Source organism: Marinovum sp. (assembly GCF_034669705.1).
GTDB lineage: Bacteria > Pseudomonadota > Alphaproteobacteria > Rhodobacterales > Rhodobacteraceae > Marinovum.
Genome location: NZ_JAXMOR010000004.1, coordinates 105,839 through 128,609, shown reverse-complemented (window position 1 = coordinate 128,609; position 22,771 = coordinate 105,839). Strand labels below are relative to the sequence as shown.

General features: G+C 63.7%; 23 protein-coding genes. 6 read left to right on the top strand and 17 right to left on the bottom strand.

Going from position 1 to position 22,771, the window contains the following annotated elements; genetic code table 11:
* Positions 1 to 40 precede the first annotated feature (40 nt).
* The 9 genes from VOI27_RS04390 to VOI27_RS04350 form a co-directional block, all read right to left on the bottom strand.
* Positions 41 to 1,372 carry a hypothetical protein gene (locus VOI27_RS04390; RefSeq protein ID WP_323764171.1) on the bottom strand — a complete coding sequence of 444 codons (1,332 nt, stop codon included), beginning with the start codon at positions 1,370 to 1,372 and terminating at the stop codon, positions 41 to 43.
* A 183-nt stretch (positions 1,373 to 1,555) separates the two neighbouring features.
* Positions 1,556 to 2,365: a pyrroline-5-carboxylate reductase gene (gene proC / locus VOI27_RS04385; protein ID WP_323764084.1), complete on the bottom strand. Its 810-nt coding sequence runs from the start codon at positions 2,363 to 2,365 to the stop codon at positions 1,556 to 1,558.
* Entirely contained in the window at positions 2,365 to 3,726 is a 1,362-nt protein-coding gene (locus VOI27_RS04380) for an FAD-dependent oxidoreductase (RefSeq protein WP_323764083.1), read from the bottom strand. Before VOI27_RS04380 ends, proC begins: the two co-directional genes overlap by 1 nt.
* A gap of 129 nt (positions 3,727 to 3,855) precedes the next feature.
* Positions 3,856 to 4,905, bottom strand: a complete 1,050-nt coding sequence (locus tag VOI27_RS04375; protein ID WP_323764082.1) for an oligopeptide/dipeptide ABC transporter ATP-binding protein — start codon at positions 4,903 to 4,905, stop codon at positions 3,856 to 3,858.
* On the bottom strand, positions 4,902 to 5,903 hold the full coding sequence (locus tag VOI27_RS04370; protein ID WP_323764081.1) for an ABC transporter ATP-binding protein: 1,002 nt from the start codon (positions 5,901 to 5,903) through the stop codon (positions 4,902 to 4,904). Before VOI27_RS04370 ends, VOI27_RS04375 begins: the two co-directional genes overlap by 4 nt.
* Positions 5,900 to 6,820, bottom strand: coding sequence for an ABC transporter permease (locus VOI27_RS04365; RefSeq protein ID WP_323764080.1), 921 nt, complete (start codon positions 6,818 to 6,820; stop codon positions 5,900 to 5,902). Before VOI27_RS04365 ends, VOI27_RS04370 begins: the two co-directional genes overlap by 4 nt.
* A gap of 1 nt (position 6,821) precedes the next feature.
* Positions 6,822 to 7,796 carry an ABC transporter permease gene (locus VOI27_RS04360; protein ID WP_323764079.1) on the bottom strand — a complete coding sequence of 325 codons (975 nt, stop codon included), beginning with the start codon at positions 7,794 to 7,796 and terminating at the stop codon, positions 6,822 to 6,824.
* A 208-nt stretch (positions 7,797 to 8,004) separates the two neighbouring features.
* Positions 8,005 to 9,018, bottom strand: a complete 1,014-nt coding sequence (locus VOI27_RS04355) for a GTP-binding protein (RefSeq protein WP_323764078.1) — start codon at positions 9,016 to 9,018, stop codon at positions 8,005 to 8,007.
* Between the two features lie 92 nt (positions 9,019 to 9,110).
* On the bottom strand, positions 9,111 to 10,712 hold the full coding sequence (locus VOI27_RS04350; RefSeq protein ID WP_323764077.1) for an ABC transporter substrate-binding protein: 1,602 nt from the start codon (positions 10,710 to 10,712) through the stop codon (positions 9,111 to 9,113).
* A gap of 265 nt (positions 10,713 to 10,977) precedes the next feature.
* Between VOI27_RS04350 and VOI27_RS04345 the strand changes: the two genes are divergently transcribed.
* Entirely contained in the window at positions 10,978 to 11,634 is a 657-nt protein-coding gene (locus VOI27_RS04345; RefSeq protein WP_323764076.1) for a GntR family transcriptional regulator, read from the top strand.
* An 8-nt stretch (positions 11,635 to 11,642) separates the two neighbouring features.
* Here VOI27_RS04345 and VOI27_RS04340 read toward each other — a convergent pair whose 3' ends face one another.
* The 8 genes from VOI27_RS04340 to VOI27_RS04305 all read right to left on the bottom strand — a co-directional run bounded on the left by VOI27_RS04340 (position 11,643) and on the right by VOI27_RS04305 (position 18,485).
* Entirely contained in the window at positions 11,643 to 12,143 is a 501-nt protein-coding gene (locus VOI27_RS04340; protein ID WP_323764075.1) for a GAF domain-containing protein, read from the bottom strand.
* Positions 12,140 to 13,453 carry a TRAP transporter large permease subunit gene (locus VOI27_RS04335; protein ID WP_323764074.1) on the bottom strand — a complete coding sequence of 438 codons (1,314 nt, stop codon included), beginning with the start codon at positions 13,451 to 13,453 and terminating at the stop codon, positions 12,140 to 12,142. Before VOI27_RS04335 ends, VOI27_RS04340 begins: the two co-directional genes overlap by 4 nt.
* A gap of 11 nt (positions 13,454 to 13,464) precedes the next feature.
* Positions 13,465 to 13,989 carry a TRAP transporter small permease gene (locus tag VOI27_RS04330; RefSeq protein WP_323764073.1) on the bottom strand — a complete coding sequence of 175 codons (525 nt, stop codon included), beginning with the start codon at positions 13,987 to 13,989 and terminating at the stop codon, positions 13,465 to 13,467.
* Positions 13,990 to 14,053: 64 nt separating this feature from the next.
* Complete coding sequence (locus tag VOI27_RS04325) at positions 14,054 to 15,052, bottom strand: TRAP transporter substrate-binding protein (RefSeq protein WP_323764072.1); 999 nt, start codon at positions 15,050 to 15,052, stop codon at positions 14,054 to 14,056.
* A gap of 33 nt (positions 15,053 to 15,085) precedes the next feature.
* On the bottom strand, positions 15,086 to 15,751 hold the full coding sequence (locus VOI27_RS04320; RefSeq protein ID WP_323764071.1) for a GntR family transcriptional regulator: 666 nt from the start codon (positions 15,749 to 15,751) through the stop codon (positions 15,086 to 15,088).
* A 170-nt stretch (positions 15,752 to 15,921) separates the two neighbouring features.
* Positions 15,922 to 17,157, bottom strand: a complete 1,236-nt coding sequence (locus tag VOI27_RS04315; RefSeq protein ID WP_323764070.1) for an amidohydrolase family protein — start codon at positions 17,155 to 17,157, stop codon at positions 15,922 to 15,924.
* Positions 17,158 to 17,506: 349 nt separating this feature from the next.
* The gene (rnk, locus tag VOI27_RS04310) at positions 17,507 to 17,947 is read right to left on the bottom strand and encodes a nucleoside diphosphate kinase regulator (RefSeq protein ID WP_323764069.1); all 441 of its coding nucleotides are present in this window, start codon (positions 17,945 to 17,947) and stop codon (positions 17,507 to 17,509) included.
* An 85-nt stretch (positions 17,948 to 18,032) separates the two neighbouring features.
* Positions 18,033 to 18,485, bottom strand: coding sequence for a hypothetical protein (locus VOI27_RS04305; protein WP_323764068.1), 453 nt, complete (start codon positions 18,483 to 18,485; stop codon positions 18,033 to 18,035).
* A 548-nt stretch (positions 18,486 to 19,033) separates the two neighbouring features.
* Here VOI27_RS04305 and VOI27_RS04300 point away from each other — a divergent pair.
* From VOI27_RS04300 to VOI27_RS04280, 5 genes are all read left to right on the top strand, one after another.
* Positions 19,034 to 19,276 carry a hypothetical protein gene (locus VOI27_RS04300; RefSeq protein WP_323764067.1) on the top strand — a complete coding sequence of 81 codons (243 nt, stop codon included), beginning with the start codon at positions 19,034 to 19,036 and terminating at the stop codon, positions 19,274 to 19,276.
* Positions 19,277 to 19,438: 162 nt separating this feature from the next.
* Positions 19,439 to 19,762: a hypothetical protein gene (locus VOI27_RS04295; RefSeq protein ID WP_323764066.1), complete on the top strand. Its 324-nt coding sequence runs from the start codon at positions 19,439 to 19,441 to the stop codon at positions 19,760 to 19,762.
* Positions 19,763 to 19,804: 42 nt separating this feature from the next.
* The gene (locus VOI27_RS04290) at positions 19,805 to 20,755 is read left to right on the top strand and encodes a universal stress protein (protein WP_323764065.1); all 951 of its coding nucleotides are present in this window, start codon (positions 19,805 to 19,807) and stop codon (positions 20,753 to 20,755) included.
* Positions 20,756 to 20,764: 9 nt separating this feature from the next.
* Positions 20,765 to 21,259: a DNA starvation/stationary phase protection protein gene (locus VOI27_RS04285; protein WP_323764064.1), complete on the top strand. Its 495-nt coding sequence runs from the start codon at positions 20,765 to 20,767 to the stop codon at positions 21,257 to 21,259.
* Positions 21,260 to 21,462: 203 nt separating this feature from the next.
* A complete protein-coding gene (locus tag VOI27_RS04280; RefSeq protein WP_323764063.1) occupies positions 21,463 to 22,764 on the top strand; it encodes an MFS transporter in 1,302 nt (433 codons plus the stop codon).
* Positions 22,765 to 22,771: the final 7 nt, after the last annotated feature.

Below are 22,771 nucleotides of genomic sequence, written 5' to 3'. Positions count from 1 at the left end.
GACCCTAGAGAACTCCATCGCCATTCGCCTGTTCCGATGCTCATAAAACAAAGGCATAAATTAAGACCCACGCAGTTAAAGCACAGCTACAGACAAGCGAATAAAGGCCGTTCCAAACAACACCCACGTGGCGTGCGCTGACCCCGGCGAAGGACCCGATTAGCAGTGTCGTCGCCGTAAAAGGAGAGCTCGCCCCGCTGATCGTCCACCCCGCAATAAGTGTCACGACCAGGGCCGTCGGCTCCACTCCAAGGCTGGCGACATCCGGGATGAGCGGTGCAATAAGTGTCACCGCAAGTATCGGGTTCATGCCAATCTGTCCGGCCAGAGGAATGATCCAGACCAAGGACGCCAGGATGATCCAGGGCGGCACCGCCGAAAAATTCAATCCTGCGCCAAGCAGCTGTGGCCCCAACAACCGCGCCCCGACTGTGCCTATATATCCGGCCATCATCAGCAGGATCAGTTCGCCGCGGTAGCTGGGCAATTCGTGCAGCACATAGGTGTGCACCCGGCGTGCGACATTCGAAAGCGGCGCGTCCGCCCAATGCTGGATCAACATCCAGACGAGGGCAATCGCGGGCACCAGCACCGCGACGAGCCCGACGATGCGCACATCCGTAATCTGGTTCAGCACGACGACGCCGGCCACCAAGGCGGCCAGCAGGGTCACCAACGGCACCATCACGACCCAAGTGCCCGACGGCGGTACAGGCACCGACGCAACGGCGACCCGCGGTTTGAACGCGGTATCAAGCGCCCAGCCGACCCCCGCCAGAATGAGGGAGGTGACCAAGCCCGCCAACAGGTTTTCGGCCCAACTGGTCTCGGGGATGACGCTGGTGGAGACCACCATGGCAAAGGATAGCGGTGACCATGGCAATGTCGAGACGAAGCCCCGCTGAATGGCCAGCAGCATGCGCCGGATGCGGTGACCGCGCACCTCGGGGTTGTTTTCGCTTTCGGCGTTTGACATCGCCAGGGTGCCCAGAAGCTGCAGAGCTCCGTAGTTCAGCAGCAGCGCAAAGGCCTGCCCGCCCACGGTCAGCGCGGCGTAGCGGTGGCCGGGCCTTTGGCCGGTCAGGAAGGCCCCCGCCCGCTGGATGGCCGGTGAAGTTCCCGCCACGTTGCGAAGCGTCGACAGGGCGGCAAAGAAGGCCCCGATGAAGGCGGCGGAGCCCAGCCCGGTCTTGACGGCGCCCATCCAGGCGGGATCGGTGGTGGCCAAGGCGATGCTCAGCCCGGCAGCGACCGCGACAAAGGCTTTGCGGGAGGTTTGCACCCGCACCGTCAGGAGTGCGATCAGGACCAGGACAAATAACAGCTTGACCGGCTCCAGCCAGGCAAAAATCCCCCATTCATCGAAGATCACCAAGCCCGTCACGGAGGCCAGAAAAAGCCCAGCAGTCTTGTCCAGGCTCTTGTGGATTGCGTCAAACCGCCTTGGCTGTCCGGTCTGGCACGACCTGGGTCGTCCAAAGGCGTTTCACTGCCTCCCGGGTCGGTCCTGTCGGTCCTTGGCGGCTCTCTCCGGCTCAAGTCTGGCCGACAGCCGTCATGCCATCTCGACAGAGCGGGCCCTTGCCGCCTCGAGCGCGCGCGCCGCAAGCGCGCCAAGCGCGCCTCCGTCCCCCAAAGCATCGAGCGCGGCAGCCGTGGTACCCTTCGGGCTGGTCACCATCACGCGCAACCCGGCCGGATCGCCGCTGTCCTCCAGAAGCCTCCCGGCGCTGACCAGGGTGCCAATGGCCAGGACCCGTGCCACCTCGTCGCTGAGACCGGCCGCGATTGCCGAGGCGATCATCGCTTCGCAGAACGCAAAATAATATGCCGGACCGGACCCCGAAAGCGCGGTGATCAGGTGCAGATCCGCCTCGGTTTCGATCCAGGAGAACGCCCCGATCGATGCGAACAACTCGGCCACCAGATCGCGCTGCGCGGGGCTCACTTCGGGATTGGCGAAGGCGGCGGTGACCGACCGGGACACCAAAGCGCCGACATTTGGCATCGCCCGGACAACCGCCTGCCCCGCCCCGATGGCGTCCTGCATGGTTCGGGTTGCCACGCCGGCGGCGATCGACACCACGAGCGTTCCGGCGCCGATTGCAGGCCGGGCACCCTGCAACGCCGTCTCCAGATTTTGCGGCTTGGTGGCAAGCACCACGATATCTGCGGTATGATCGCCGGGAAACTCATCCAGTGTCCGCCCGAGCAAGAGCTGCGGACCGGGCGTCAGCCCGAGACCCTGCCAGTCGGCATGGGGGTCGATCACCGTAAAGCGAAACCCGTCGCCGAGCGCCTTCGTCCAACCCTTCAGCATCGCCCCGCCCATGCGCCCGGCGCCGATCATCAGAACCCTGGTCATCACAAGAGCCCCCGATCCGCCTCGGCCAGCACCGTCATCAGCGCGGCATCCTGATAGCGCATGATCGCGAAACCCCGGGCGTAATCCGGCAAACTGCCACCCGACATCCACGCCGCGCAAAGCTCTCCGGCGGCGCAGGCTGCCATCGTGCCATAGCCCGACAGTGCACAGGTCATGAAGGCGCCCTCCGGCCCCATCGGCCCGATCAGCGGCCAGTTCTCCTCGGTCATGGTGTACCAGCCGCCGTAGTGGTGCATCCCGCGCGGCAACTGGCCGTAGTAAGCCTTGAGCGCGGGATTCAGACGCGCCGCGCCGCGCAGCACGATCTCGGGGAAGTTGGTGTCGGTCGGTTGCTCGAAGGTCGCGGTTCCGGGGGTCTCGTTGTAGGCCCAGCCCAGCTTGATCCATTTGCCGCCGTCGCCGCCGTCGGGGCGGCAGTGGATTGATCCCGGCATCTGCTGCGCCAACCAGGCGTGATCGGTGTCTTCCAGCAGCATGGCGCGTTCTTCGTCGGTCCAGTCGATCATCTGGCCGTCGAGGTCGATCGAGAAGGGCGTGGCGCGCGGGATCGCACCTTCGCGATCCTCGAAGGCGATCTTCTGCTGGAAGGTGTTGTAGATCGGCAGGTCGACCCCCAGCATCTTCGCGATCCTGTCGGCAAAGGGACCGGCGGCATTCACTACCCGGTCGAACTGCCGGGTTTCCACCCCGTCCGCGCCGCGCAGGGTGACGGTAAAGCCGTTCTGCGCGACGATATCCTCGACCTCGGCGACGATTCGCACCGCACCGGCCTCGCGCAACTTTTCGAGCATGTACATGCCCATCTGCTGGCCGCTGATGTCGCCGCCGCGGCGGACATGCAGAATATTGCGGACCTCGGGATCGAAATTGGGGAAGCGCGCGCGGATCAGGTCCTGGTTCGACACCACGTCGACGCCGTCGGCCACGCCTTCCCAATCGGGGCTTTCGAAGGACTGGTAACCCGGCGCCTCGGCGGAGGTGTGGAACCGCAGCAGATCCTCGGCCCGGTCGCCATAGCCCTTGCGGACCTGCTCGACCAGCTTGTCGATATCGCTCTCGCGGGTACACAGCGCATAGCCGCGCCGGTTCATGTTGATCCGGTTGCCGCTGTCGCGCGCGATCTCTTCCATCAGCTCGATGCTGCGGCTGGTGAAATTCACCATCGCCGGTTCCGACCACCATGTGCGATAGTTCTCGCCGGACTGGGCCGAGGTATAGGCCATCGGCTGGTCGCGGTCGACCAGGGTGATCCGGCCATGGCCTTCGGCCCGCGACAGGTAATAGGCCGTCGCAATGCCGACGATGCCGGTTCCGATGACGAGGGTGGTGGCGTTAGACATCTTGTTCAGCTCCCGAACAGCACAGCGGGCGGCGGCCCGTTTCGATTTACCGATTTGAATTCTTTATTGCAGTTTAGTATACGATTTACAACGCAGATTATCCGAAAATATTTCATCGCCCCTGAGCCCTCACGATTGAACATCGTTCAGATGGCAGGCCGAGACATGCCCCGGGGCGACGGACTTGAGCACCGGCCGCTCTGCGCGGCAGAGGTCGAAGGCATGCGGGCAGCGCGGATGGAAATGACAGCCCTTCGGCGGATCGAGCGGGCTGGGGATCTCGCCTTCCAGCGGTTTGAACTCCTTCTTGCTGGTCGAAATCCGCGGCACCTCCTTGAGCAGCGCCTGTGTGTAGGGGTGGTTGGGCCGCTCGAAGATCTCGGCCACCGGGGCCTGCTCCACGATCCGCCCGAGGTACATGATCGCGACGCGGTCCGAGATATGTTCCACCACGCCAAGATCGTGGCTGATGAACAGGTAGGTGAGGTCGAATTCCTCGCGCAGCGACATGAACAGGTTGATGATCTGCGCCTGGATCGACACGTCCAGCGCGGCGACGGATTCGTCGCAGACCAGCAGGTCGGGCTGCACCGCCAGCGCCCGGGCAATGCCGATCCGCTGTCTCTGGCCGCCGGAGAACTGGTGCGGATAGCGCCCCGACATTTCCGGGTCGAGCCCGGCCTGGGCCATCTGCGTCGCGACATGGTCCTTCGTTGCGCGCGCTCCCTTGACCAACCCGTTGAGCCGCGGCGCCTCGCCGATGATCCGCGACACCGGATGGCGCGGGTTGAGCGAGGCATAGGGATTCTGAAAGATCATCTGCGTCCGCAGCCGCGCCTCGGCGCGGTCGGAGGCGCTCATCTCGGACAGGGACCGCCCCTTGATGCGCACCTCGCCCGAGGTCGGGGTCAGCAGATCGACGATCACCCGGCCCAGCGTGGACTTGCCACAGCCGGATTCGCCGACCAGCCCCAGCACTTCGCCCTTGGCGACCTCGAGGCTGACGTCATCCACCGCCCGTAGCACCGGGGCGGGACAGGTCAGCCCGGATTTCTCGGCGATCTTGCCGATGATGTCGGTCTGCTTGGTGAAATGCTTCGACACGTTGCGCAATTCGAGGTGCGGCAGGTCTGTGGTCGCGCCCGCGGACGCCGGGGACAGGGGCTCTGAACGGGTCATGACGGCTCCAACTCCAGTGGTACGCCAACGGCCAGCGGATGGAGACAGCGGAACCGGTGGCTTGGATGCGCCGGATCGGGCGCCATCGGCGGCTCTTGCAGACAGGCCTCGTCGGCATGATCGCAGCGCGTTCTGAACGGACAGCCGGTCGGCAGGTTCAGCACCGAGGGCGTGGTGCCACGGATCTGCGTCAGCGGCTGGCCGCGCGCGTTGGCGCTGGGGATCGAACCGATCAGCCCGCTGGTATAGGGGTGGTGCGGCGTCGCGATGACCTGCCCCGCCGCCCCGAGTTCGACAAAGCGGCCCGCATACATCACCGCGATCCGGTCGGAGATCTGCGACACGATCGACAGGTCATGGGTGATCCAGATCAGCGAAGTGCCGTATTGCGCCACCAGCCGCTGTACGATGGAGAGGATCTGCGCCTGGATGGTCACGTCCAGTGCCGTCGTCGGCTCATCCGCTATCAGCAGTTCGGGCTTGTGCAGCAGGGCGATGGCAATGGCGACGCGCTGGCGCATCCCGCCGGAAAACTGGTGCGGATAGGCCGACAGCCGGGCCTCGGGTTCGGGAATGCCGACCTCGCCGAGCGCATCGCGCGCCTTTTCCCAGGCGGCGCGGCGCGACATCTTCTCATGCGCCAATATGGTCTCGATGATCTGGGTGTCGATCCGCAGCACCGGGTTCAGGGTCATCATCGGGTCCTGAAAGATCATGGCGATGCGGTTGCCGCGCAGGCTCCGCATCTCCCTGGGCGGCAGGTCCGCCAGGTTCCGGCCGTGAAACAGGATCTCGCCCTGGGCAATGCGCCCCGGGGTTTCGAGCAGCCCCATGATCGAGAAGCCGGTGACGGTCTTGCCGGATCCGGACTCGCCGACAAGGCCCAGAACCTCGCCCTTGGCGACGTCGAAGGACACGTCGCGCACGGCGATGACGGTGCCTGCATGGGTCGGGTATTCGGTGCGCAGGCCGCGCACGGAGAGAACAGGTTCGCTCATGCGCCTTTCCTCGGGTTGAGGGCGTCACGCAGCTGGTCGCCGACCAGGTTGATCGCCACGATGGTGATCAGCAGCGCGAGACCGGGGAAAACGCTGATCCAGTGTTCGCCCGACAGGATGAACTGGTAGCCGTTGGCAATCAGCATCCCGAGGCTGGGCTCGGTGACCGGCACGCCGAGGCCGAGAAAAGAGAGCGTGGCTTCCAGCGAGATCGCCCGCGCAATCTGGACCGTTGCGATCACGATCAGCGGTGCGGTGCAATTGGGCAGCAGGTGGCCAAAGAGGATGCGATGGCGCGGGATGTTCACGCAGCGCGCGGCCTCGATGTATTCCTTTTCGCTTTCTACCAGCGCGGCGCCGCGCGCGGCCCGGGCATAGGTGGCCCATTCCACGATCACCAGCGCCAGGATCACGTTGCCGATCCCCTTGCCCAGCACCGCGAGGATCATCATCGCCACCAGGATCACCGGGAAGGACAGTTGCAGATCGACCAACCGCATGATGACGGTCTCGACCCGCCCGCCGGCATAGGCCGCCGTCAGCCCCAGCGTGGCGCCGAGCATCGAGGCCACAAGCGCCGAGACGACCCCCACACCCAGCGAGATCCGCAGCCCATAAAGGATGGCCGAGAGCATATCGCGCCCCTGGGTGTCGGTGCCGAGCAAGTAGACCGAGCCGTCCATTGCTTCGGACCCCGGCGGCAGGCGCCCGTCCATAATGTCGAGCTGCGCAAGGTCATAGGGGTTCTGCGGCGCGATCAGCGGCGCGAAGACCGCCGCCAGCACCAGCAGCACCAGCAGCGCCAGCGCGCCGACGGCAATCTTGGACAGCGAGAATTCGCGGATGACGCGCCGGATCGGCGGTTCGATTTCCGAGCGTTGCGGCGCCAGCGTCGGGGATTGGCTGAGATCGGTCATGTCACGCTCCGGTTCTGATGCGAACGCGCGGATCGAGCACGGTATAGAGCAGATCCACGATCAGGTTGATGACGACGAACAGCAGGACGATGATCATCAGGTAGGCCACGATCACCGGGCGATCGAGCAGGTTGATGCTCTCGATGATCAGCTTGCCCATGCCCGGCCAGGAAAAGATGGTTTCGGTGACGACCGAGAAAGCGATGACCGAGCCGAACTCCAGCCCGATGATCGTCACCACCGGGATCATCAGGTTCTTGAGCACATGCACGAAGATCACGCGGCCTTCGCTCAGGCCCTTGGCGCGGGCGAACTTGACGTAGTCCTCCGGCATGACCTCGCGCACCCCGGCGCGCACCAGCCGCAGGATCAGCGAGACCTTGAAGAGCGCGAGGTTGAGCGCCGGCAAGAGCAGGTGCGACCAGCCGTCCAGCGTCAGGAAGGACCATTGCAGCCCCAGCACGCTCACCGTGTCGCCCCGCCCGCTGGCGGGAAGCCACCCCAGTTCGACCGCGAAGATCACGATCAGCATCAGCCCGACCCAGAAGGTCGGCAGCGAAAAGCCGATGATCGAGCCGGCCATGATCGCCTTGGAGGATTTGGCGTTGGGATAAAGCCCAGCATACAGGCCCAGCGGCACCCCGACCAGCACCGACATGCCGATTGCGGTGAAGGCCAGTTCCAGCGTCGCCGGAAGCCGGGTCAGGATGACCTGCAACGCCGGTTCGCCATAGATGAAGCTGCGCCCGAAATCGCCCTGGGCCAGCCCGCTGAGAAAGGTGAAATACTGCTGCCAGAGCGGCCGGTCGAGGCCAAGCGCGGCGGCAACCTCCAGCCGTTCCTTCTGGGTGGCGTCGGGGGCGACCAGCATCTCCATCGGATCGCCGATGACGCTGACGCCGATGAAGACGATGACTGTCATCGCCAGGATGACAAAGCCGGCCTGCAAGAAACGCCTGATGAGCCACATCGTCATGTCAGTACCGCCTTCCGGGTGGTCCGTGATTCCTCAATTATCGTATACGAAAGTCAACACAAGTCTACTAAAATAACAATTTGTATAATGATTACCACGGGCAAAAGCATCGCGAACCCGGTACTGCGCCCAAGGGGCTGCGGTGCCGGGCAGGGTCTTCATGGCGATGGCATGGTGATCCGGGCGCGCGCGGCGCACCGGTCAGCACTCAGGCGGGCACGCTGCGCGGCATGGCCTCGGCTTCGGTGAAAAGCGCATGGATCTCGTCGGTCGGCACGCCGTCGACGATGCAGACGATCCGCGTGCGCCGGTCCTGCGAGGGCCAGGCGGCAAGCTCTTCCGGCGGGTGAAACAGGTGCTGGATACCGTGGATGACCGAAGGCCGCTCAGCTCCGTCGATATTCAGCAACCCCTTGACCCGCAACAGGTTCGGCCCGTGTGCGGCAACCAGCAGGTCGATCCAGTGCGACACCGCATCCCAGTTGACCGGCATGTCGCGGATGATCGCGGTTGAGCGGATGTCGCCCCCGGCCCCGTGCAGCGACGTTGCCTGCCCCCCGGCCCGACCCAGCCAGCGTTCGATGTCGGTCTTGCCGGAGGTGTCGTGAAAGCGCGTCTCGAACAGCTCGCGGTCTATCCTGCCCGGCGTGCGCAGCGTGACCGGAACCCCGGGGTTGGTGTGCGCGATCAGGGTTCTAAAAGTGTCGATGGCCTCGGGCGTGGCGAGGTCGGTCTTGCTCAGGCAGACCCGGTCGGCCAGCCCCACCTGACGTACGGCCTCGGGATACTTGCCCAGCACCGAAGCGCCGTTGACCGCATCGACCAGCGCAACGATCGCCGTCAACTCGTAGGCCATCATGACCTGGAAATCGTTCATCATGCTGTGCACCACCGGCACCGGATCGGCGAGGCCCGTGGTCTCGATCACGACGCGGCCGAACGGGGTCAGCCGCCCCTTGCGCAGATCGACGTGCAGGTCCTTGAGCGTCTCGACCAGGTCGCCGCGCACCGAACAGCAGATGCAGCCGTTCTCCATCAGCACGACATTCTCGTCGGTCTGGCGCACCAACTGGTGATCCAGACCCACTTCGCCGAATTCGTTGATAATCACCAGCGTCGGTTCCACCTCGGGCGCAGACAGGTAGTCGTTGAGCAAGGTGGTCTTGCCGCTGCCCAGGTGGCCGGTCAGAAGCACGATTGGAATTCGATCAGCGCCAAACATCTGGCAGGCCCTCCTTGGCTCTCCGCCCCGCGGGCGGATCCTTTGCAACTGGGCGGCGCGGAAGCCGTGTCAGGCCGCCGCGCCGGTCCGGTTCAGTCCACCCTGACGACGGATTGGGCGGTTGTAAATTGATCCGCCTTGCCGAGGTAGTCGAGGTCATCGCGCATCGCCCAGGTGATGGCGGTGAAATAGAGCGGGATGATCGCCACGTCGTTCATCGCCAGCTTGGTCACCTGAGCCAGCGCCGCCGAGCGGGTCTCGTTGTCGATGGTGACGATGGCCATCTCGACCAGCGCGTCTACCTGGCCGTTGGAATAGCGCCCACCATTGGGCCCGCCGCGGCCAAGCTCGGCATCTGGCGTGCCGATCAGGGCGCGCATGCTCATGCCCGCCTCACCGGTGTTGGAGGCCCAGCCGAACAGCGACATGGCGAAATCCGAATTGGTGACCTTGGGCCGGAAGGTGGCCCAGGGCGAGGGATCCGCCTGGGTCTTCACCCCGATACGCGAGAACATCTGCGCGATGGCCTGAAGCACTTCGGAATCGTTGGTGTAGCGGTCGTTCGACCCGATGATCGTCATCTGAAAGCCGTCGGGATAACCGGCCTCGGCCAGCAGCGCCTTGGCGGCCTCGGGGTCATAGGGAGTCGCATCCAGAGAGTCCGAGGTGCCGGGATAGCTGGCCGGCAGGAACTGCGCCGCCGGGGTGCCCTGGCCGCGCAGGATGCGGTCGGTGATGCCCGCACGGTTGATCGACATCGACAGCGCCTGGCGCACGCGCAGGTCCTTCAGCGGGTTGACGTCTAGCGGCGCGCCATCGGGGCCAGAGATATAGGGGTTGGTGTCGCTGTAATGGTCCAGCATCAGAAAGATCACCCGGTTGCTCGGGATCATCTTGACCTTGAGACCGTCGGTGCTTTCCAGCCGCTCGACGTCCGACACCGCCACCTGATCGATCAGGTCGTAATCGCCCGACAAAAGCCCGGCTGTGCGGCTGGCGTCATTGCTGATGACGCTCATGGTGACAGTGTCCCATTCGGGCGCTTCGCCCCAGTAATTCGGGTTGCGCGTCATGGTGACGTCGCCGCCGGGGGTATAGCTGTCAAGCATATAGGGACCGGTGCCGATCATCGCCTCGCCCGAGTTGAACGTACCAGTTTCCGCCGAGTAGAGCTTGTTCGGCACGATCATCACGTTGGCCAGTTCGACCGGCAGCAATGGGTTGGGCCGCACGGTGGTGATCTTGACGGTCTGATCATCGAGAGCTTCGACCGTCTCGATCGAATTGGTGTAGGTCTTGAAGGACGAGGGACTGTTGGGCAGGTTGGTCGCCCGGTCGATGGAATCGACGACATCCTTGGCCACCAACGGCGTGCCGTCACTGTAGGTCACATCGGGGCGCAGGTTGAAGATCCATTCGACCGGGCCCGTTGCCTCCCACGAGACCGCAAGGGCAGGAACGGCGCGGAAACTGTCGTCGCGGTCGGTCAGACCATCAAAGAAGTTGTCCGAGACCATCTGGTTGGAGACCACGATGGAGTAATGCGGATCCATCGACAGGATCGCGCCGCCAAGTGCCACGTCGAGATGCGCGTCCTGCGCCAAAACAAGGCTCGGGGCGCCGGCCGCGAGGGTTGCCGCCACGAGCACCCCGGCAGAGCGCCGTCCGAGGGTCGGTGAAAGTCTTCCAAGCATTTCGTATACCTTCCTGCGTTTACGTATTTTATTGATTGGGTTCGTATCATAAATGCGGAGGTTCCGCAAGCCTGCCGCCCGGTCGGCGCACCATCGGCGTCAAGGCTGAAAGGGATGGGGTAAGTCCCTCTAACGCCGCGTCAATTCGGTCCAAGGAGGGCCGCCGGCAACGGCCCGCCGGAAAAATTCGGCGTTTGGTATATCCGTTGCAAGTTTCGTATACTCGACGTTATAGTGATCCGGAAGCGATCATGAGTGGTGCGAGATGAACACGTCGACCAAGATGAAGACCACGTCACAGCCGATCTACGAAAGCCTGCGCCAGGCGATCATGTCGGGCGAGATCGCCGCCGGTGCGCCCCTGCGCCAGGACGAGATCGCGCAGCAGCACGGGGTCAGCAAGATCCCCGTGCGCGAGGCGCTGCTCAAGCTCGAGGCCGATGGTTTCGTGCTGTTTCGCAAGAACCGCGGCGCCATCGTGCGTGAACTCAGCGCCGCCGAGCTTCTGCACATGATGGACATTCGCGTCGCACTGGAATGCAAGGCGCTGGAACTTGCGATCCCCAACCTGATCCAGTCCGATTTCGACGCTGCCCGCGAGGTTCTCGACCATTACAACGACATCGACGGCGTGGAACATTCCAGCGCGATGAACCGACGCTTTCACCACATCCTCTATGAGCCCTGCGCCAATCCGCAACTGATGGCGATGATCACCGATCTGCAACAGCGCATCGGCCCCTACCTGCGGCTTCTAGTCACCGATACCAGCGGCTCCAATCGCCCGGCCATCGAACATCGCGCCATCCTCGACGCCTGCGAGGCGGCGGATGTGCCGCGCGCCGTCGACCTGCTGCGCCGCCATATCGAGACCTCGAAGAAGGAAACCGCCGCGCGGTTGCGCCGCCAGCAGGAAGGCTGAGGCGCGGGTCAGGCGTCCGTCAGGAACGCCTGCACCAGGAAGGCGCTGACCGTCTGAAGATGGCGCGCATCGGCGAAATCATAGCTATCGCGCGCCGCACTCAGGTTCAGCACGCCCAGCGTCTCGCCGGCAAAGCGCACCGGCGCGCAGAAGCTCGACTGGCGGCCCATGGCCAGCGACTTTTCCGCATCGGGATAGGCCCAGCGCATGTCCTCGGCGCCATTGCCCAGCCAGGGTCGGCCGGCCTTGAGCACCACATCCCCCCAGGGCGTGCCGCCCATCGGCTTGCGCCCGCCGATGGGATAGGCTTCGAGGTTGCTGGTATAGACCCGCTCGATCTCGCGCGTTTCGGGCAGATGCCGCAGGATGGTCAGTAGCTTGAAGCCGAAGTGCGCCTCGCAGAAGGCCACCACCGCGGCGAATATCGGCTCTGAGGTCCGCGCCGTGGCGCAGACCTCTGTTAGGGGGAAATAGGCCGAGGCCGGAAGATCGCGCAGCGTCAAGGTCATTTCCCGTAGATCAGGTCGGGGAACCACAGCACGATCTGCGGGAAGAGCGCCAGCAGGAACACCCCGACCACCATCAGCGCAAAGAACGGGAAGGCCGACCGGGCCACGCGCCCGATGGGATAGCCCGTCGCGCCCTGCAGCACGAAGAGGTTGAAGCCGATCGGCGGCGTCACCGCGGCCATCTCGATCATCAGCACGAGGTAGACCCCGAACCAGATCGGATCGAACCCCGCCTGGGTGATCAGCGGCAGCGCGATGGGCAGGCTCATCACTACGATGGAGTTGCCGTCGAGCAGAAACCCGAGCCCGAGGTAGAACAGCGACAGAATGGCCAGCAGACCCCAGGGCGACAGGTTCAGCGACGCGATCCCTGTGGCCACATCCGCCGGAATATGCAGAAAGCCCATGGTCGTCGACAGGACCGCCGCGGCGATCAGCAGGATGCAGATCATCGTTGAGGTGCGCAGCGCGCCCATCAGCGACTCGATCATGAGCCGCAGGGAAAACTGCCGCGTCAACACGACGATCACCAGGCTCATGCAGACCCCGACCGCGGCCGCCTCCGAAGGGGTCGCAATGCCCGAATAGATCGACCCGAGCACCACCACCATCAAGAGCAGCAAGGGAAACAGATCGCCAAGCGCGCTCCAGAAATCGGCAAGCTTGAACCGCTGTTCGTCGATGGGCACGAGCGAGGGGTTGAGGAGCGACCGGATCACCACGTAGCCAGTAAAGAGCCCGCTGATCATCAAGCCCGGAAAGACCCCTGCCGCGAACAGCCGGGCAACGGATTCCTCGGCCAAGATGCCGTAGACGATCATCACCAGCGACGGCGGGATCATCAGACCCAGGCTCCCGGCGCCGGCCAGCGAGCCGATGGCCAGCGACTTGTCATAGCCGCGGTTGAACAATTCACGGGTGGTGATCTTGCCCACGGTCGCCGTTGTCGCGGTCGACGAGCCCGACACGGCGGCAAACATCGTGCAGCCCATGACGTTGGTGTGCAGCAGCTTGCCGGGGATCATGCTGACAAAGGGCGACAGACCTCGAAACAGTCGCATCGAGATATCGGTGCGGAACACGATCTCGCCCATCCAGATGAACATCGGGATCGCCGACAATTCCCAGGCCGAAGCATAGCGATTGACGATGGATCCGGTGATCGATCCGATCCGCGCGAGATCCATGCCGCCAAGGAAATAGAGCGAGACCACTGAAACGAGGGCGATGCTGGCAAACACCCAGAGCCCGGCCGAAAGAAAGACCAGCAGAATGCCGAAGACCGCGAATGCCGAGAAGAGAGCTTCCATATCGAAACGCCTTATTGATCGTGGTGATCGAGAACGGCGGCAGGCGCCGGAGAGGGATGATCGGTGATATGCCGCGCGGCATGGGCCATCAGTTGCAGAGCAAAGAGCAACAGGCCGACGGCAATGATGGTTTCGGGTATCCAGACCGGCATTTCTGCCGAAGTCGCCGAAACGCTGCCCCGATCCCACGCCTTGGCGGCGCGCAGCCAGAACATGTAGGTCAACCCAAGAATGACGAAAGCCGTGGCCGCCGAGCCGATGGCGGTGAGCCAGCGTTGCGTCGTATCGGAGAGGCGCGAGCTGAGCAGGTTGACCTGGATCATGCTGCCATTCTCCAGGGTATAGCCAAGCGACCAGACGATGCAGATCGACAACCCGTAGCCGAGAAATTCGTCCTGCACGAAGGTCGAGGTCGAAAAGAAGAACCGCATGACGATCTCGACCGCGATGAACCCCACCATCAAGACCAGGGCAAGAGCGGCGATTACGGCTGTAGCTTGCGATGTGCGGTAAACGATAAGGTAAAGCAAAGCCATTTCAAGGTCTCCTCAAGTCTTGGGACTGGCAGAAGCGGTTTGTGCCGCTTCTGCCTTTTTCGTCTCAGTTGCCGGCACGATAGGCGGACATGATCGCCTCGCCCCGGGCGCCGATCTTCTCGACCCACTGGTTGACGATCGGGCTTGCCGCGTCGCTCAGGAAGGCGGTGAACTCGGCGGGCACGGATTCGGTCACCACCATGTCATGCTCGCGCATCGTCGCGAAATCCTTGGCGATGCTTTCTGCCGCCAGCTTCCAGCCGTGAGCTTCGGCGGCGCGCGCCGCGTCTTCGACCTGGGTCCGCTGTTCCTCGCTCAACCCGTCCCAGGTGTCGCGGCTCATGTGGATCGCCTGAAGCCCCGAGGAATAGTTGACCTGGGTGAAATGCGACTGAAGCTCCCAAAGCTGGACGCCGACACCGCCATTGGCCGAGGTCAGGACCGCGTCGATGGCGTTGGTCGACAGCTGCGCGGGAACGTCCGACCAGGCCAGCTTGATCGGGAAGGCGCCGATGCCTTTCAGCAACTCAGTCGCGGTGACATCGAAGGTGCGGATCTTGACGCCATTTAGGCTCTCGGCGCTGTCGAAGGTCCTGTTGCCCCAGAAGCCCGAGGGCGGCCAGGGCGTGGCGAACAGCAGGATCTGGTCGTTGGCCTCGAGGACCTTGGCATATTCCGGCTTCGCCAGGTCATAGAGCCTGCGGGCATCTTCCGTGGTCGGGGCGACGAAGGGCAGCGCCGAGAGCTGGAAGATCGGGTCGATGCCGAGCCAGGCCGAGAACGGCGAGGAGGCCAGCTGGATCGCGCCGTCGCCGACCGCGTCGAAATGGTCGATCGTCTTGTAGCCCAGCGCGCCGCCGTGGTGGGCGGTGATCTCGATCTCGCCACCGGTGTTTTCCTCCACCGCATTGGCAAAGAAATCCGCGACCTGGCCATGCAGCGAGGTCACCGGAAATTCATTGCTCATGTCCCAGCTTTCGGCCAGCGCCGGCTGCGAGAGCAGCGCGGCCCCCAGAATGGCCGCCGACAGATATGTGGTGATCGGTCTTGTCGTGAGTTTCATGTTGGTCGTCTCCCTTGTGTTGACTGAATGGCGTCAGGTTCCGAAGGCTGCGGGGCTGTCCTCCTGCGCCGCTCGCCTCAGGCGTGCCGCAACTTCCTTGCGGGTCGTCTTGATATGATCGCGTAGCAGGCTTACGGCGCGCCCGATGTCCTGCGCCCGGCAGGCGGCAAGGATTTCGCGATGTTCCGCATGCGGACGGTGCAACCCGCTGGTTTGCGTGACGAACGCCCGGAGGGCAGGCCCGATGCGTTGCTGCACATCCGAAATCAGCCGCAGCAGAATATGGTTTCCACAGGGCTCATAAAGCGCTTGGTGAAACTTCAGATTGAGCGCGCTCAACCCGGCCGCCTGCGTCGTTCCGGCATAGGTCTCCAGTATCTCTGCGGCGGTCTCGTAATCGGCGTCGATCATGTTGGGGATCGCAAGCTCCAGGGCCCGGCATTCCAGTGCCGCGCGGATCTCGATCAGGTTCAAAATCTCGTCGGACGACAGATCACGCACGGTGGCGCCGCGGTTCTTGCGGAAGGTGACGAAGCCGTCCGCCTCGAGCTTGAGCAGCGCCTCGCGCACCGGGATCTTGCTGACCCCCAGTTCCCTGGCGATCTCGTCCTGGCGCAGCGCAATGCCGGGCGTGACCGCACCACAGATGATGCGTTCGCGCAGGATCTCGTAGATCCGGTCTGCCGTCGATTGGGACACGCTGCGCCTTTGCCGTTGGTCGCCTTCACATTTGCAGATCGTATACGTTTCTGTCAAGTGGTATACCTATAACAAGTTGCCCGATCACATCGTCGCTGCCCTTTAGAGCCGCTACCCCGTGGGGGGCAACGGCTTGGAAGGGTCAGCGTTTTCGATCCTGCAGGGCCGTGTCAGGCCAGCGTGTTCTTGTAGAACACGCCGCCCTTCATGATCGCGGCCAGGTTCGGGCCGCCGTCGGCAAAGACCGACAGGTCCTTGTAGGGATCGCCGTCCACCACCAGCAGGTCGGCATGGGCGCCGGGGACCAGTTCACCCAGCTTGCCTTCCTGGCGCAGCACCTGCGCGTTGGTGATCGTTGCCGCCGCGATCGCGCCCTGCGGCGACATCACCTCGGCCTGCAAGGCCAGCCCGTCGCATTGCCATTGCTGGGTGTGCATCGACAGGTCGGTCCCATAGCCGATGGGCACCCCGGCCGCGCGACAGATCTCCAGCGATTCGAGGCCCGCGGCATGGACCAGGTCGTTCTTGGCGCGGCTGTCGGCGGATTTGCCCGAGGCGGCGCCAAGGCGCTTGGTGATCTCGTAGGTGATCAGCGTCGGCACCAGATAGGCATCGCGCTGCGCCATGTCCCTGGCGGTCTCCGGCTGGATGAAGTTGCCGTGTTCGATGCTGCGGATCCCAGCCTCGAGACCGCGCTTGATCGCGTCGTCCGAATAGGCGTGACCGGCGACGTAGACGCCCCAGCGCTCGGCCTCCTCGACGATGGCCCGAAGCTCGTCCATGCGGTACTGAAGACTATTGAGCGGATCATTGGGCGAGGCGACGCCGCCGCTGAGCATGACCTTGATCTGGTCGGCGCTCTTGCGCAATTCGTTGCGCACCGCTTTCAGCACCTCGGGCAGACCGTCAGCCACGATGGTGAACAGCTCCGAGGCCGAGCAGCAGGCGTAGTCCTCGTTGACCACGCTTCTTTCGCGGAAATCGCCATGGCCACCGGTCTGGGTGATGAAGCGGTTGGAAACGAACAGCCGCGGCGTCTCGATATAGCCCGCGTCCGAGGCATCGCGCATCCCGTAGTCGCCGCCGCCCATGTCGCGCACCGTAGTGAAGCCGCGCATCAACATGCCCTTGAGCACGAAGGCCGCCTTGGCAGAGGCATAGGTGATCGGCACAGTGCGGGCCAGCCCGAGGTTCATCTCGTTCATGAACATGTGCACATGCGCGTCGATCAGCCCGGGGCACAGGGTGCGCCCGTCTAGGTCGATCCGCTGCGCCGCATCGCTCTTGAGCGGCGTGTCGGAGACCTCCTTGACCAGCCCGTCCTCGATCAGGACCTCCAGCCCCTCTTGCAGGTCGGGCTTTCGCGGGTCGAGCAGCTTGCCTCCATGAAAGATCATCGTCGTCATGGCACATTCCTTCTTTCGGTTTCGCACCCCGCGCACTGATTCCAAAGCCTGAGACCGCGTTGTGAAATCTACGTTCGGAGGCATTTAGTATACGCTTCGTTTTTTTGGTATTCTTTTCTCAGAGCAACGCGCGTGAGTCAAGGCACGCTGTGGCCCCTGACAGGCGTACTCAATACCGCATCCGTCGTTCGGCTGGCGAAATTGCCGCATTCCGCACGAACGGCAGGTTTGGTGAAGCTGCATCGCGGCGTCCAGATCCGCTATCCACGGCAGCATTGGGCCGTGATTGCCAAAGCCGCAAGCTATACGATGCCCATGATGCTGCGACGCGGCCCGCCGTGTCCGCCATTCACGATCTCTCGCGGGGATTGGGCGCTTCCACCCGGATCACCGTCAGCATCTTTCGTTGATCCGCGCGCGTATTCCACGAGAAAACGGCGCCTTCGGCCAGTCCCAGCAACGCGACACCGATTGGCGTCACGAGCGAAATGCGATGCAGAGAGATATCGGCGTCCTCCGGATAGGTCAGCGTTACGGTCCGCTCGCCACCGGTGGTTTCGTCCCGGTAGGTCACGGTGCTGCCGATGGCCACGACATTCGACGGCATTCTGGCCGGTTTGACGATCCGGGCACGCCCGATCTCATCCAGTAGGTGATCGGCCAGTTCGGGGTTGCGGTCCATTGCGCCCTCGGCCAGCGCTTCGATACGCGCCAGATCATCGGCATTGATCACGATCTTCGGGGCGCGCGGGCTGCGTTTCGGCAGGGTTCTTGTCATTTCGGTATGCATTTCGATTTCCTTCTGGAAGTAAGGCGAAGGGCGGGTGGCTTGTGGGCCACGGCCTGGAGGTCGTGCGTAGGTTCTCGGTTCCGGATCAGGCGGGTGGCGCGACGGCGAGGACCCTGACCGGCTTGATCGCGCCGCCCTCAAGCAACAGCGGCGCCCGCTGCCCGACCGACATGCCGATCAGCGTGGCGCCGAGCAGCGAGGCCACCGGGATCACGCTTATGCCGGACGCCGATCTGGCGCGATGGGCCAACAGGCCGGTCTCTTCCGGCCCTCGGTCCACGGAATAGGTCACGCAGGATCCTCCGATCGCCAGATCGCGGGCATGAAAGTCGCTGACCGGGTCCGTCATCATGATCTTGTCGCGCAGGACATAGGCCAGCAGGTTCCAGGCAGGAAGCCGGGATTGCTCGCAGTTTTCCAGGTGCCGCTGAAGCTGCCGATGATCCGACACCGGCAGAGGCGTCCCGCCGGGCGGCCGGGTGCCCAAGCGGATCATTGATTGGGCGGCGAACAGGGTGGTGTGGTGGATACCGGTCATGATCTCTCCTCGGGCGACAGCGTCGCCACATCACGTTTTTCGGATTGTGAGGAGACCCCGGGAGGTTCAGGAGGCGCGTACGCGCCTACACCGCCCGGGGAATCGGGCGGTTCAGCAGAAGAAATCGGAAATGATCTGCGTGTACCAACATACCTGAGGTGATAGGCATTCGGCACCTCTGCGTCAATCTTGCGATCGTGCCCGGCAGCGCAATTGTGCGCATCAGCCGCTTTCAGGCCATAAGGTCGCAGCCTGCCCGGCAGGCTTGAAAGCCCTGCCTGACCAGGCCATCTTAGCGTCATGACCAAGTTCATGCTTCATACGAGGTTCCTGCTCTTCGCAGGAAATCTGCTGAACCGCCGGTAACCCCGGGCGGGGCTGGCTGCTTTGTCGGCCTGCGCCACGGGGCTTCATTCGATCTTCCCTTGATCACACCGAAAGACGAAGGCGTTTGCGTCGTCCGACAGCCCTTTGCGGAAATCCGTGGGCAGTCCGGCTGATGTGGGCGCGTCCTTCGTGGTTCCAGCAATCTCGACATGGAGAATGACATGCATCCTTACCTGACGCATCATAACTACCTTTCTTCCAAGCCGCCCTACGCAAAGGCTTTTCGCGCCAAAAGAGACGCCGGTGGCGGCTTTCGCGAATGGGTCCGGACCGCTTATCGGAAGTGGCAGCGAAACAAGATGATTGCTGCCTTCCATTCGCTCGACGACGCGACGCTGCGCGATATCGGGGTCTTCCGCGGCGAGTCGAAAGCATCGTCGACGGGTTCGACGATCACGACCTGAGAAAGGTGCCCGTCGCGGCGACTGACGACGCACGCAGGTGGTAAGGGCGGTGCCCGCCGTCCAGTGAGGTGAGCGTCACGCCGCAGGTTTCCGTGCCGCCGGGTTCCGGCGGCACGGTACGCCCGCGTTCAGACTTTTTTTCGTTCAGAGAGGATCCAGGAGATGATGATCTGTGCCGCCGACTTCGAAGAGCTGTTCCCCGACCTGTTCCAACCCGCCACCGCTTCTGCTGCGCAGCCAATAGCCAAAGCACCGAGCACCGAATGCATTGCCCGCTGGGAGGATGACGGCGGATTGCACATCCAAGCCGCCCCGCCGCCTCGTAGTGCTCCGGTCCGCAGCCCCACTTCCGACTACGGCATCGAGCGAATGACCACGGCCGGCGCGATTGCAGCCACCGCGCCCGCCGTCGCGACCTTTGCCGCGGCCAGCGCGCTGTTTTCGGCCTACGACCATATGACCACCCGCCGAGATGTGATGTTCTGACCCCTGGCCTGTCACACTGGTTTGAGAAGAGGAGTACACACCGTGAAAGCCATTCGCATCCTCGCGGCGATCGACCGGTTTCCGGAAGACGACGCAGTCCTGCTGCGCGGTCTCGAGGTCGCAGCGCGTCACGGTGTTGCGCTGACCATTGTGCATATTGTTGACCTGCCGGATCATGCGGCCTCGGCGGCGTTGATCACGACCTTTCGCGGCCAGGCGGAATTTGCCGCCCGAGACCGGATCGACGCGGCACTGCGTCGGCACGGCGTGGATCCGGCTGAAGTCGGGGTATGCATCGATACCGGCATACCAGCCGAACGGCTGATCAAGATCTGCAAGGAACTCGAGCCGATGCTTGTGGTCATGCGGGCGCATCACAAGCCCTGGATCGTCACGAAGCTGCTTGGCTCCACCACCGAGAAGGTGATGGCTGCCGGTCACGCCACCGTGCTGGTTGTAAAGCCGACCGTGGACAAGCCTTACGATCGCGTGCTTCTGGCGATCGATGGCCCCGACACAGCGCCCGCTGCGCTGTCCTTTGTCTCGGCCCTTCTGCCGGACGCCAAGGTGCATATGGTTCAGGCCGTCGCCGTCTCGCCACAGCTCGAACAGTCGATGCTGCGCGTCGGACTGGCGCGCAGCGATCTGACAACGCACCACGACGTGCTGGCGCAGGACGCCGAAGCGCGGTTGGCATCGCTGACTCCCGAGCTTTCGCCGGGCGTGACCTGGCAGGTGCTGCGCGGTGACCCGGCGCAAGAACTTTCCCGCGTGACCCACGCGCCCGATGTCGACCTGATCGCGCTCGGTCCCAACCGGTCCGGGCTGCTCAGGCGGGTCTTCATCGGCGGCGTCATGCGGCAGTTGTTGCGCAATGCGGGGTGCGACGTGCTGATCGGCCGTCTGCCCGCGACGCAAGTTCCCGATGCCGTCGCCCAACGTGACCCAGCTGCCGTGCAATCCGTCGGCACCATGCCACCACTCGCAATATAGGAGACCACCATGACGACCACTTTGCAAAAAACCCCGAAAGCCCATGTCGCCGAGACCGACAAGCTCGACATCCCGTCGGTGACCGAAGCCCTGGCCGAGGTTCTGACAGACACCTATCGGCTTGTCTTGAAATCCCACACCTACCACTGGAACGTGACCGGCCCGTTGTTCTACTCGATCCACGAAATGACCGAGGCCCAGTATACCGACATGTTCGCCGCTGCGGATGTGCTGGCGGAGCGGAGCCGTGCCCTTGGCAAGCCTGCACTGATCAACCTGGCCGGTTTGACTGCGGCGCCAGGCAAGCAGGATCCGAACGCCGACCTGAGTGCAGAAGACATGGTCCGCGATCTGCTGGCGGACCATGACGCGCTGGAGCAGCGTATGCGCGCCCTTGTCCTCACCGCCGAGGCCGCGGGCGATCCGGTGACCGCCGATCTCGCCACCGAGCGCGCAGCGTTCCACGAAAAAGCCGCCTGGATGCTCCGTGCGACGGCGTCCTGAGGGCATCCCGCTCACGCCCGGGCAACAAGCCCGGGTTGCATGCGGCGCGCTCCAGGCGCTACCATCAACACTGATAAGCAGATCAGCCCCGGCCCGGCGCCGGGGCGTTTTGCATTGCTCCGCACCTGCACCGTTCTCTGCCGAGACCCTTCAATCCGTCCCGCCCCAGAGGTCCACGGGCAAAGTTTTCGGATCCGAATTCAATGGCTCAGACCCTTCGCGGCCTTTTGGCCCCCGTGAAATCCCTGCTGGCCGGTACGGTCACGTTCATGGCCGGCAACAGCCTCTTGGGCGTCGTCCTGCCGCTGCGCATGCAGGCGGCGGATTACTCGGTGGCGCTGATCGGCGCGATCATGGCGGCCTATTATCTCGGCCTCGCCTATGGCGGGCTCAAGGGTAAACATGTCATCCTTCGGATCGGTCATATCCGCGCATTCTCGACCTTTGCAGCGCTGACGGCGGCCACTTGTCTGGCCTATGACTTCTTCTTCCACCCTGCCGCCTGGGTGATCCTGCGGATCGTCAACGGATTCTGTATCGCGGGGATGACCACCTCGATCGAAAGCTGGCTAAACGAACGCAGCAGCAACGCGACCCGCGGCCGCGTGCTCGGCTATTACATGCTGGCTTTCTACCTGGCGATTGCCCTGGGCCAGACATTGGTAAACGTGGCACCCGTGGGCGGCAGCGATCACCTGATGATCGCCTCCGCGCTTGTCGGGCTGTCTCTCGTTCCGATCGCGATGACGCGCCTGGGCGAGCCCAACCTCGGCGACCTGCGCGTTCTTGGCGTGACGGCGCTGTTCGAAGCATCGCGGGTCGGGGTCATCGGCGCCGGCGTTGCGGGGATTCTCGTTGGATCGTTCTATGCCCTCGGGGTCGTCTTCGCCCGCCAGATCGGTCTGGGTGTGTCCGAGGCCGCCCTGTTCATGAGCACTGTGGTGATCGGCGGTCTCGCCGCGCAGGTGCCGGTGGGTATGCTGGCCGACAGGTTCGACCGGCGCATCGTCATGTCGTGCATGTTGATCGCCGTCGGCACGTCCTGGGGGCTGCTGTCGAACTCGATTGCCAATGGTCTGCCCTTGGCGGCACTGATGATCATGGCGCTGGCCTTCGGCGGTGCGATCAGCAGTGTCTATCCGCTCTGTGTGGCCCAGACCTTCGACCGGCTGGAACGGAAGTACTACGTCGCCGCGTCTGGCCGGTTGCTGATGGTCTACTCCATCGGTGCCACAATCGGCCCGCTGCTGGCCTCGACGCTGATGTCGATCTACGGTCCACGGTCGTTTTTCCTGTTCGAATCCGCCGTGGCAATCGCCTATGCGCTCTTCGTCCTCGTCAGCATCAGGGTCGGGCAGGCTTTGCCAACCGAAGGCCGCGAGAAGTTTGTGCCGTTGCCCGATATCTCTCCGGCAGCAATGGCGCTCGACCCGCGTACCGAACCGGAGGGCACAGTGCCAGACACGGCACCCGACCAGCCCGCAAACGAAGCCGCTGGCCGATAGCTGAGGA

Bases quoted from the DNA above. Each gene is read 5' to 3' on its own strand.
- proC (WP_323764084.1), bottom strand. From the start codon at position 2,365: ATGACCAGGGTTCTGATGATCGGCGCCGGGCGCATGGGCGGGGCGATG.
- VOI27_RS04380 (WP_323764083.1), bottom strand. From the start codon at position 3,726: ATGTCTAACGCCACCACCCTCGTCATCGGAACCGGCATCGTCGGCATT.
- VOI27_RS04375 (WP_323764082.1), bottom strand. From the start codon at position 4,905: ATGACCCGTTCAGAGCCCCTGTCCCCGGCGTCCGCGGGCGCGACCACA.
- VOI27_RS04370 (WP_323764081.1), bottom strand. From the start codon at position 5,903: ATGAGCGAACCTGTTCTCTCCGTGCGCGGCCTGCGCACCGAATACCCG.
- VOI27_RS04365 (WP_323764080.1), bottom strand. From the start codon at position 6,820: ATGACCGATCTCAGCCAATCCCCGACGCTGGCGCCGCAACGCTCGGAA.
- VOI27_RS04360 (WP_323764079.1), bottom strand. From the start codon at position 7,796: ATGACGATGTGGCTCATCAGGCGTTTCTTGCAGGCCGGCTTTGTCATC.
- VOI27_RS04355 (WP_323764078.1), bottom strand. From the start codon at position 9,018: ATGTTTGGCGCTGATCGAATTCCAATCGTGCTTCTGACCGGCCACCTG.
- VOI27_RS04350 (WP_323764077.1), bottom strand. From the start codon at position 10,712: ATGCTTGGAAGACTTTCACCGACCCTCGGACGGCGCTCTGCCGGGGTG.
- VOI27_RS04345 (WP_323764076.1), top strand. From the start codon at position 10,978: ATGAACACGTCGACCAAGATGAAGACCACGTCACAGCCGATCTACGAA.
- VOI27_RS04340 (WP_323764075.1), bottom strand. From the start codon at position 12,143: ATGACCTTGACGCTGCGCGATCTTCCGGCCTCGGCCTATTTCCCCCTA.
- VOI27_RS04335 (WP_323764074.1), bottom strand. From the start codon at position 13,453: ATGGAAGCTCTCTTCTCGGCATTCGCGGTCTTCGGCATTCTGCTGGTC.
- VOI27_RS04330 (WP_323764073.1), bottom strand. From the start codon at position 13,989: ATGGCTTTGCTTTACCTTATCGTTTACCGCACATCGCAAGCTACAGCC.
- VOI27_RS04325 (WP_323764072.1), bottom strand. From the start codon at position 15,052: ATGAAACTCACGACAAGACCGATCACCACATATCTGTCGGCGGCCATT.
- VOI27_RS04315 (WP_323764070.1), bottom strand. From the start codon at position 17,157: ATGACGACGATGATCTTTCATGGAGGCAAGCTGCTCGACCCGCGAAAG.
- rnk (WP_323764069.1), bottom strand. From the start codon at position 17,947: ATGCATACCGAAATGACAAGAACCCTGCCGAAACGCAGCCCGCGCGCC.
- VOI27_RS04305 (WP_323764068.1), bottom strand. From the start codon at position 18,485: ATGACCGGTATCCACCACACCACCCTGTTCGCCGCCCAATCAATGATC.
- VOI27_RS04300 (WP_323764067.1), top strand. From the start codon at position 19,034: ATGCATCCTTACCTGACGCATCATAACTACCTTTCTTCCAAGCCGCCC.
- VOI27_RS04295 (WP_323764066.1), top strand. From the start codon at position 19,439: ATGATGATCTGTGCCGCCGACTTCGAAGAGCTGTTCCCCGACCTGTTC.
- VOI27_RS04285 (WP_323764064.1), top strand. From the start codon at position 20,765: ATGACGACCACTTTGCAAAAAACCCCGAAAGCCCATGTCGCCGAGACC.
- VOI27_RS04280 (WP_323764063.1), top strand. From the start codon at position 21,463: ATGGCTCAGACCCTTCGCGGCCTTTTGGCCCCCGTGAAATCCCTGCTG.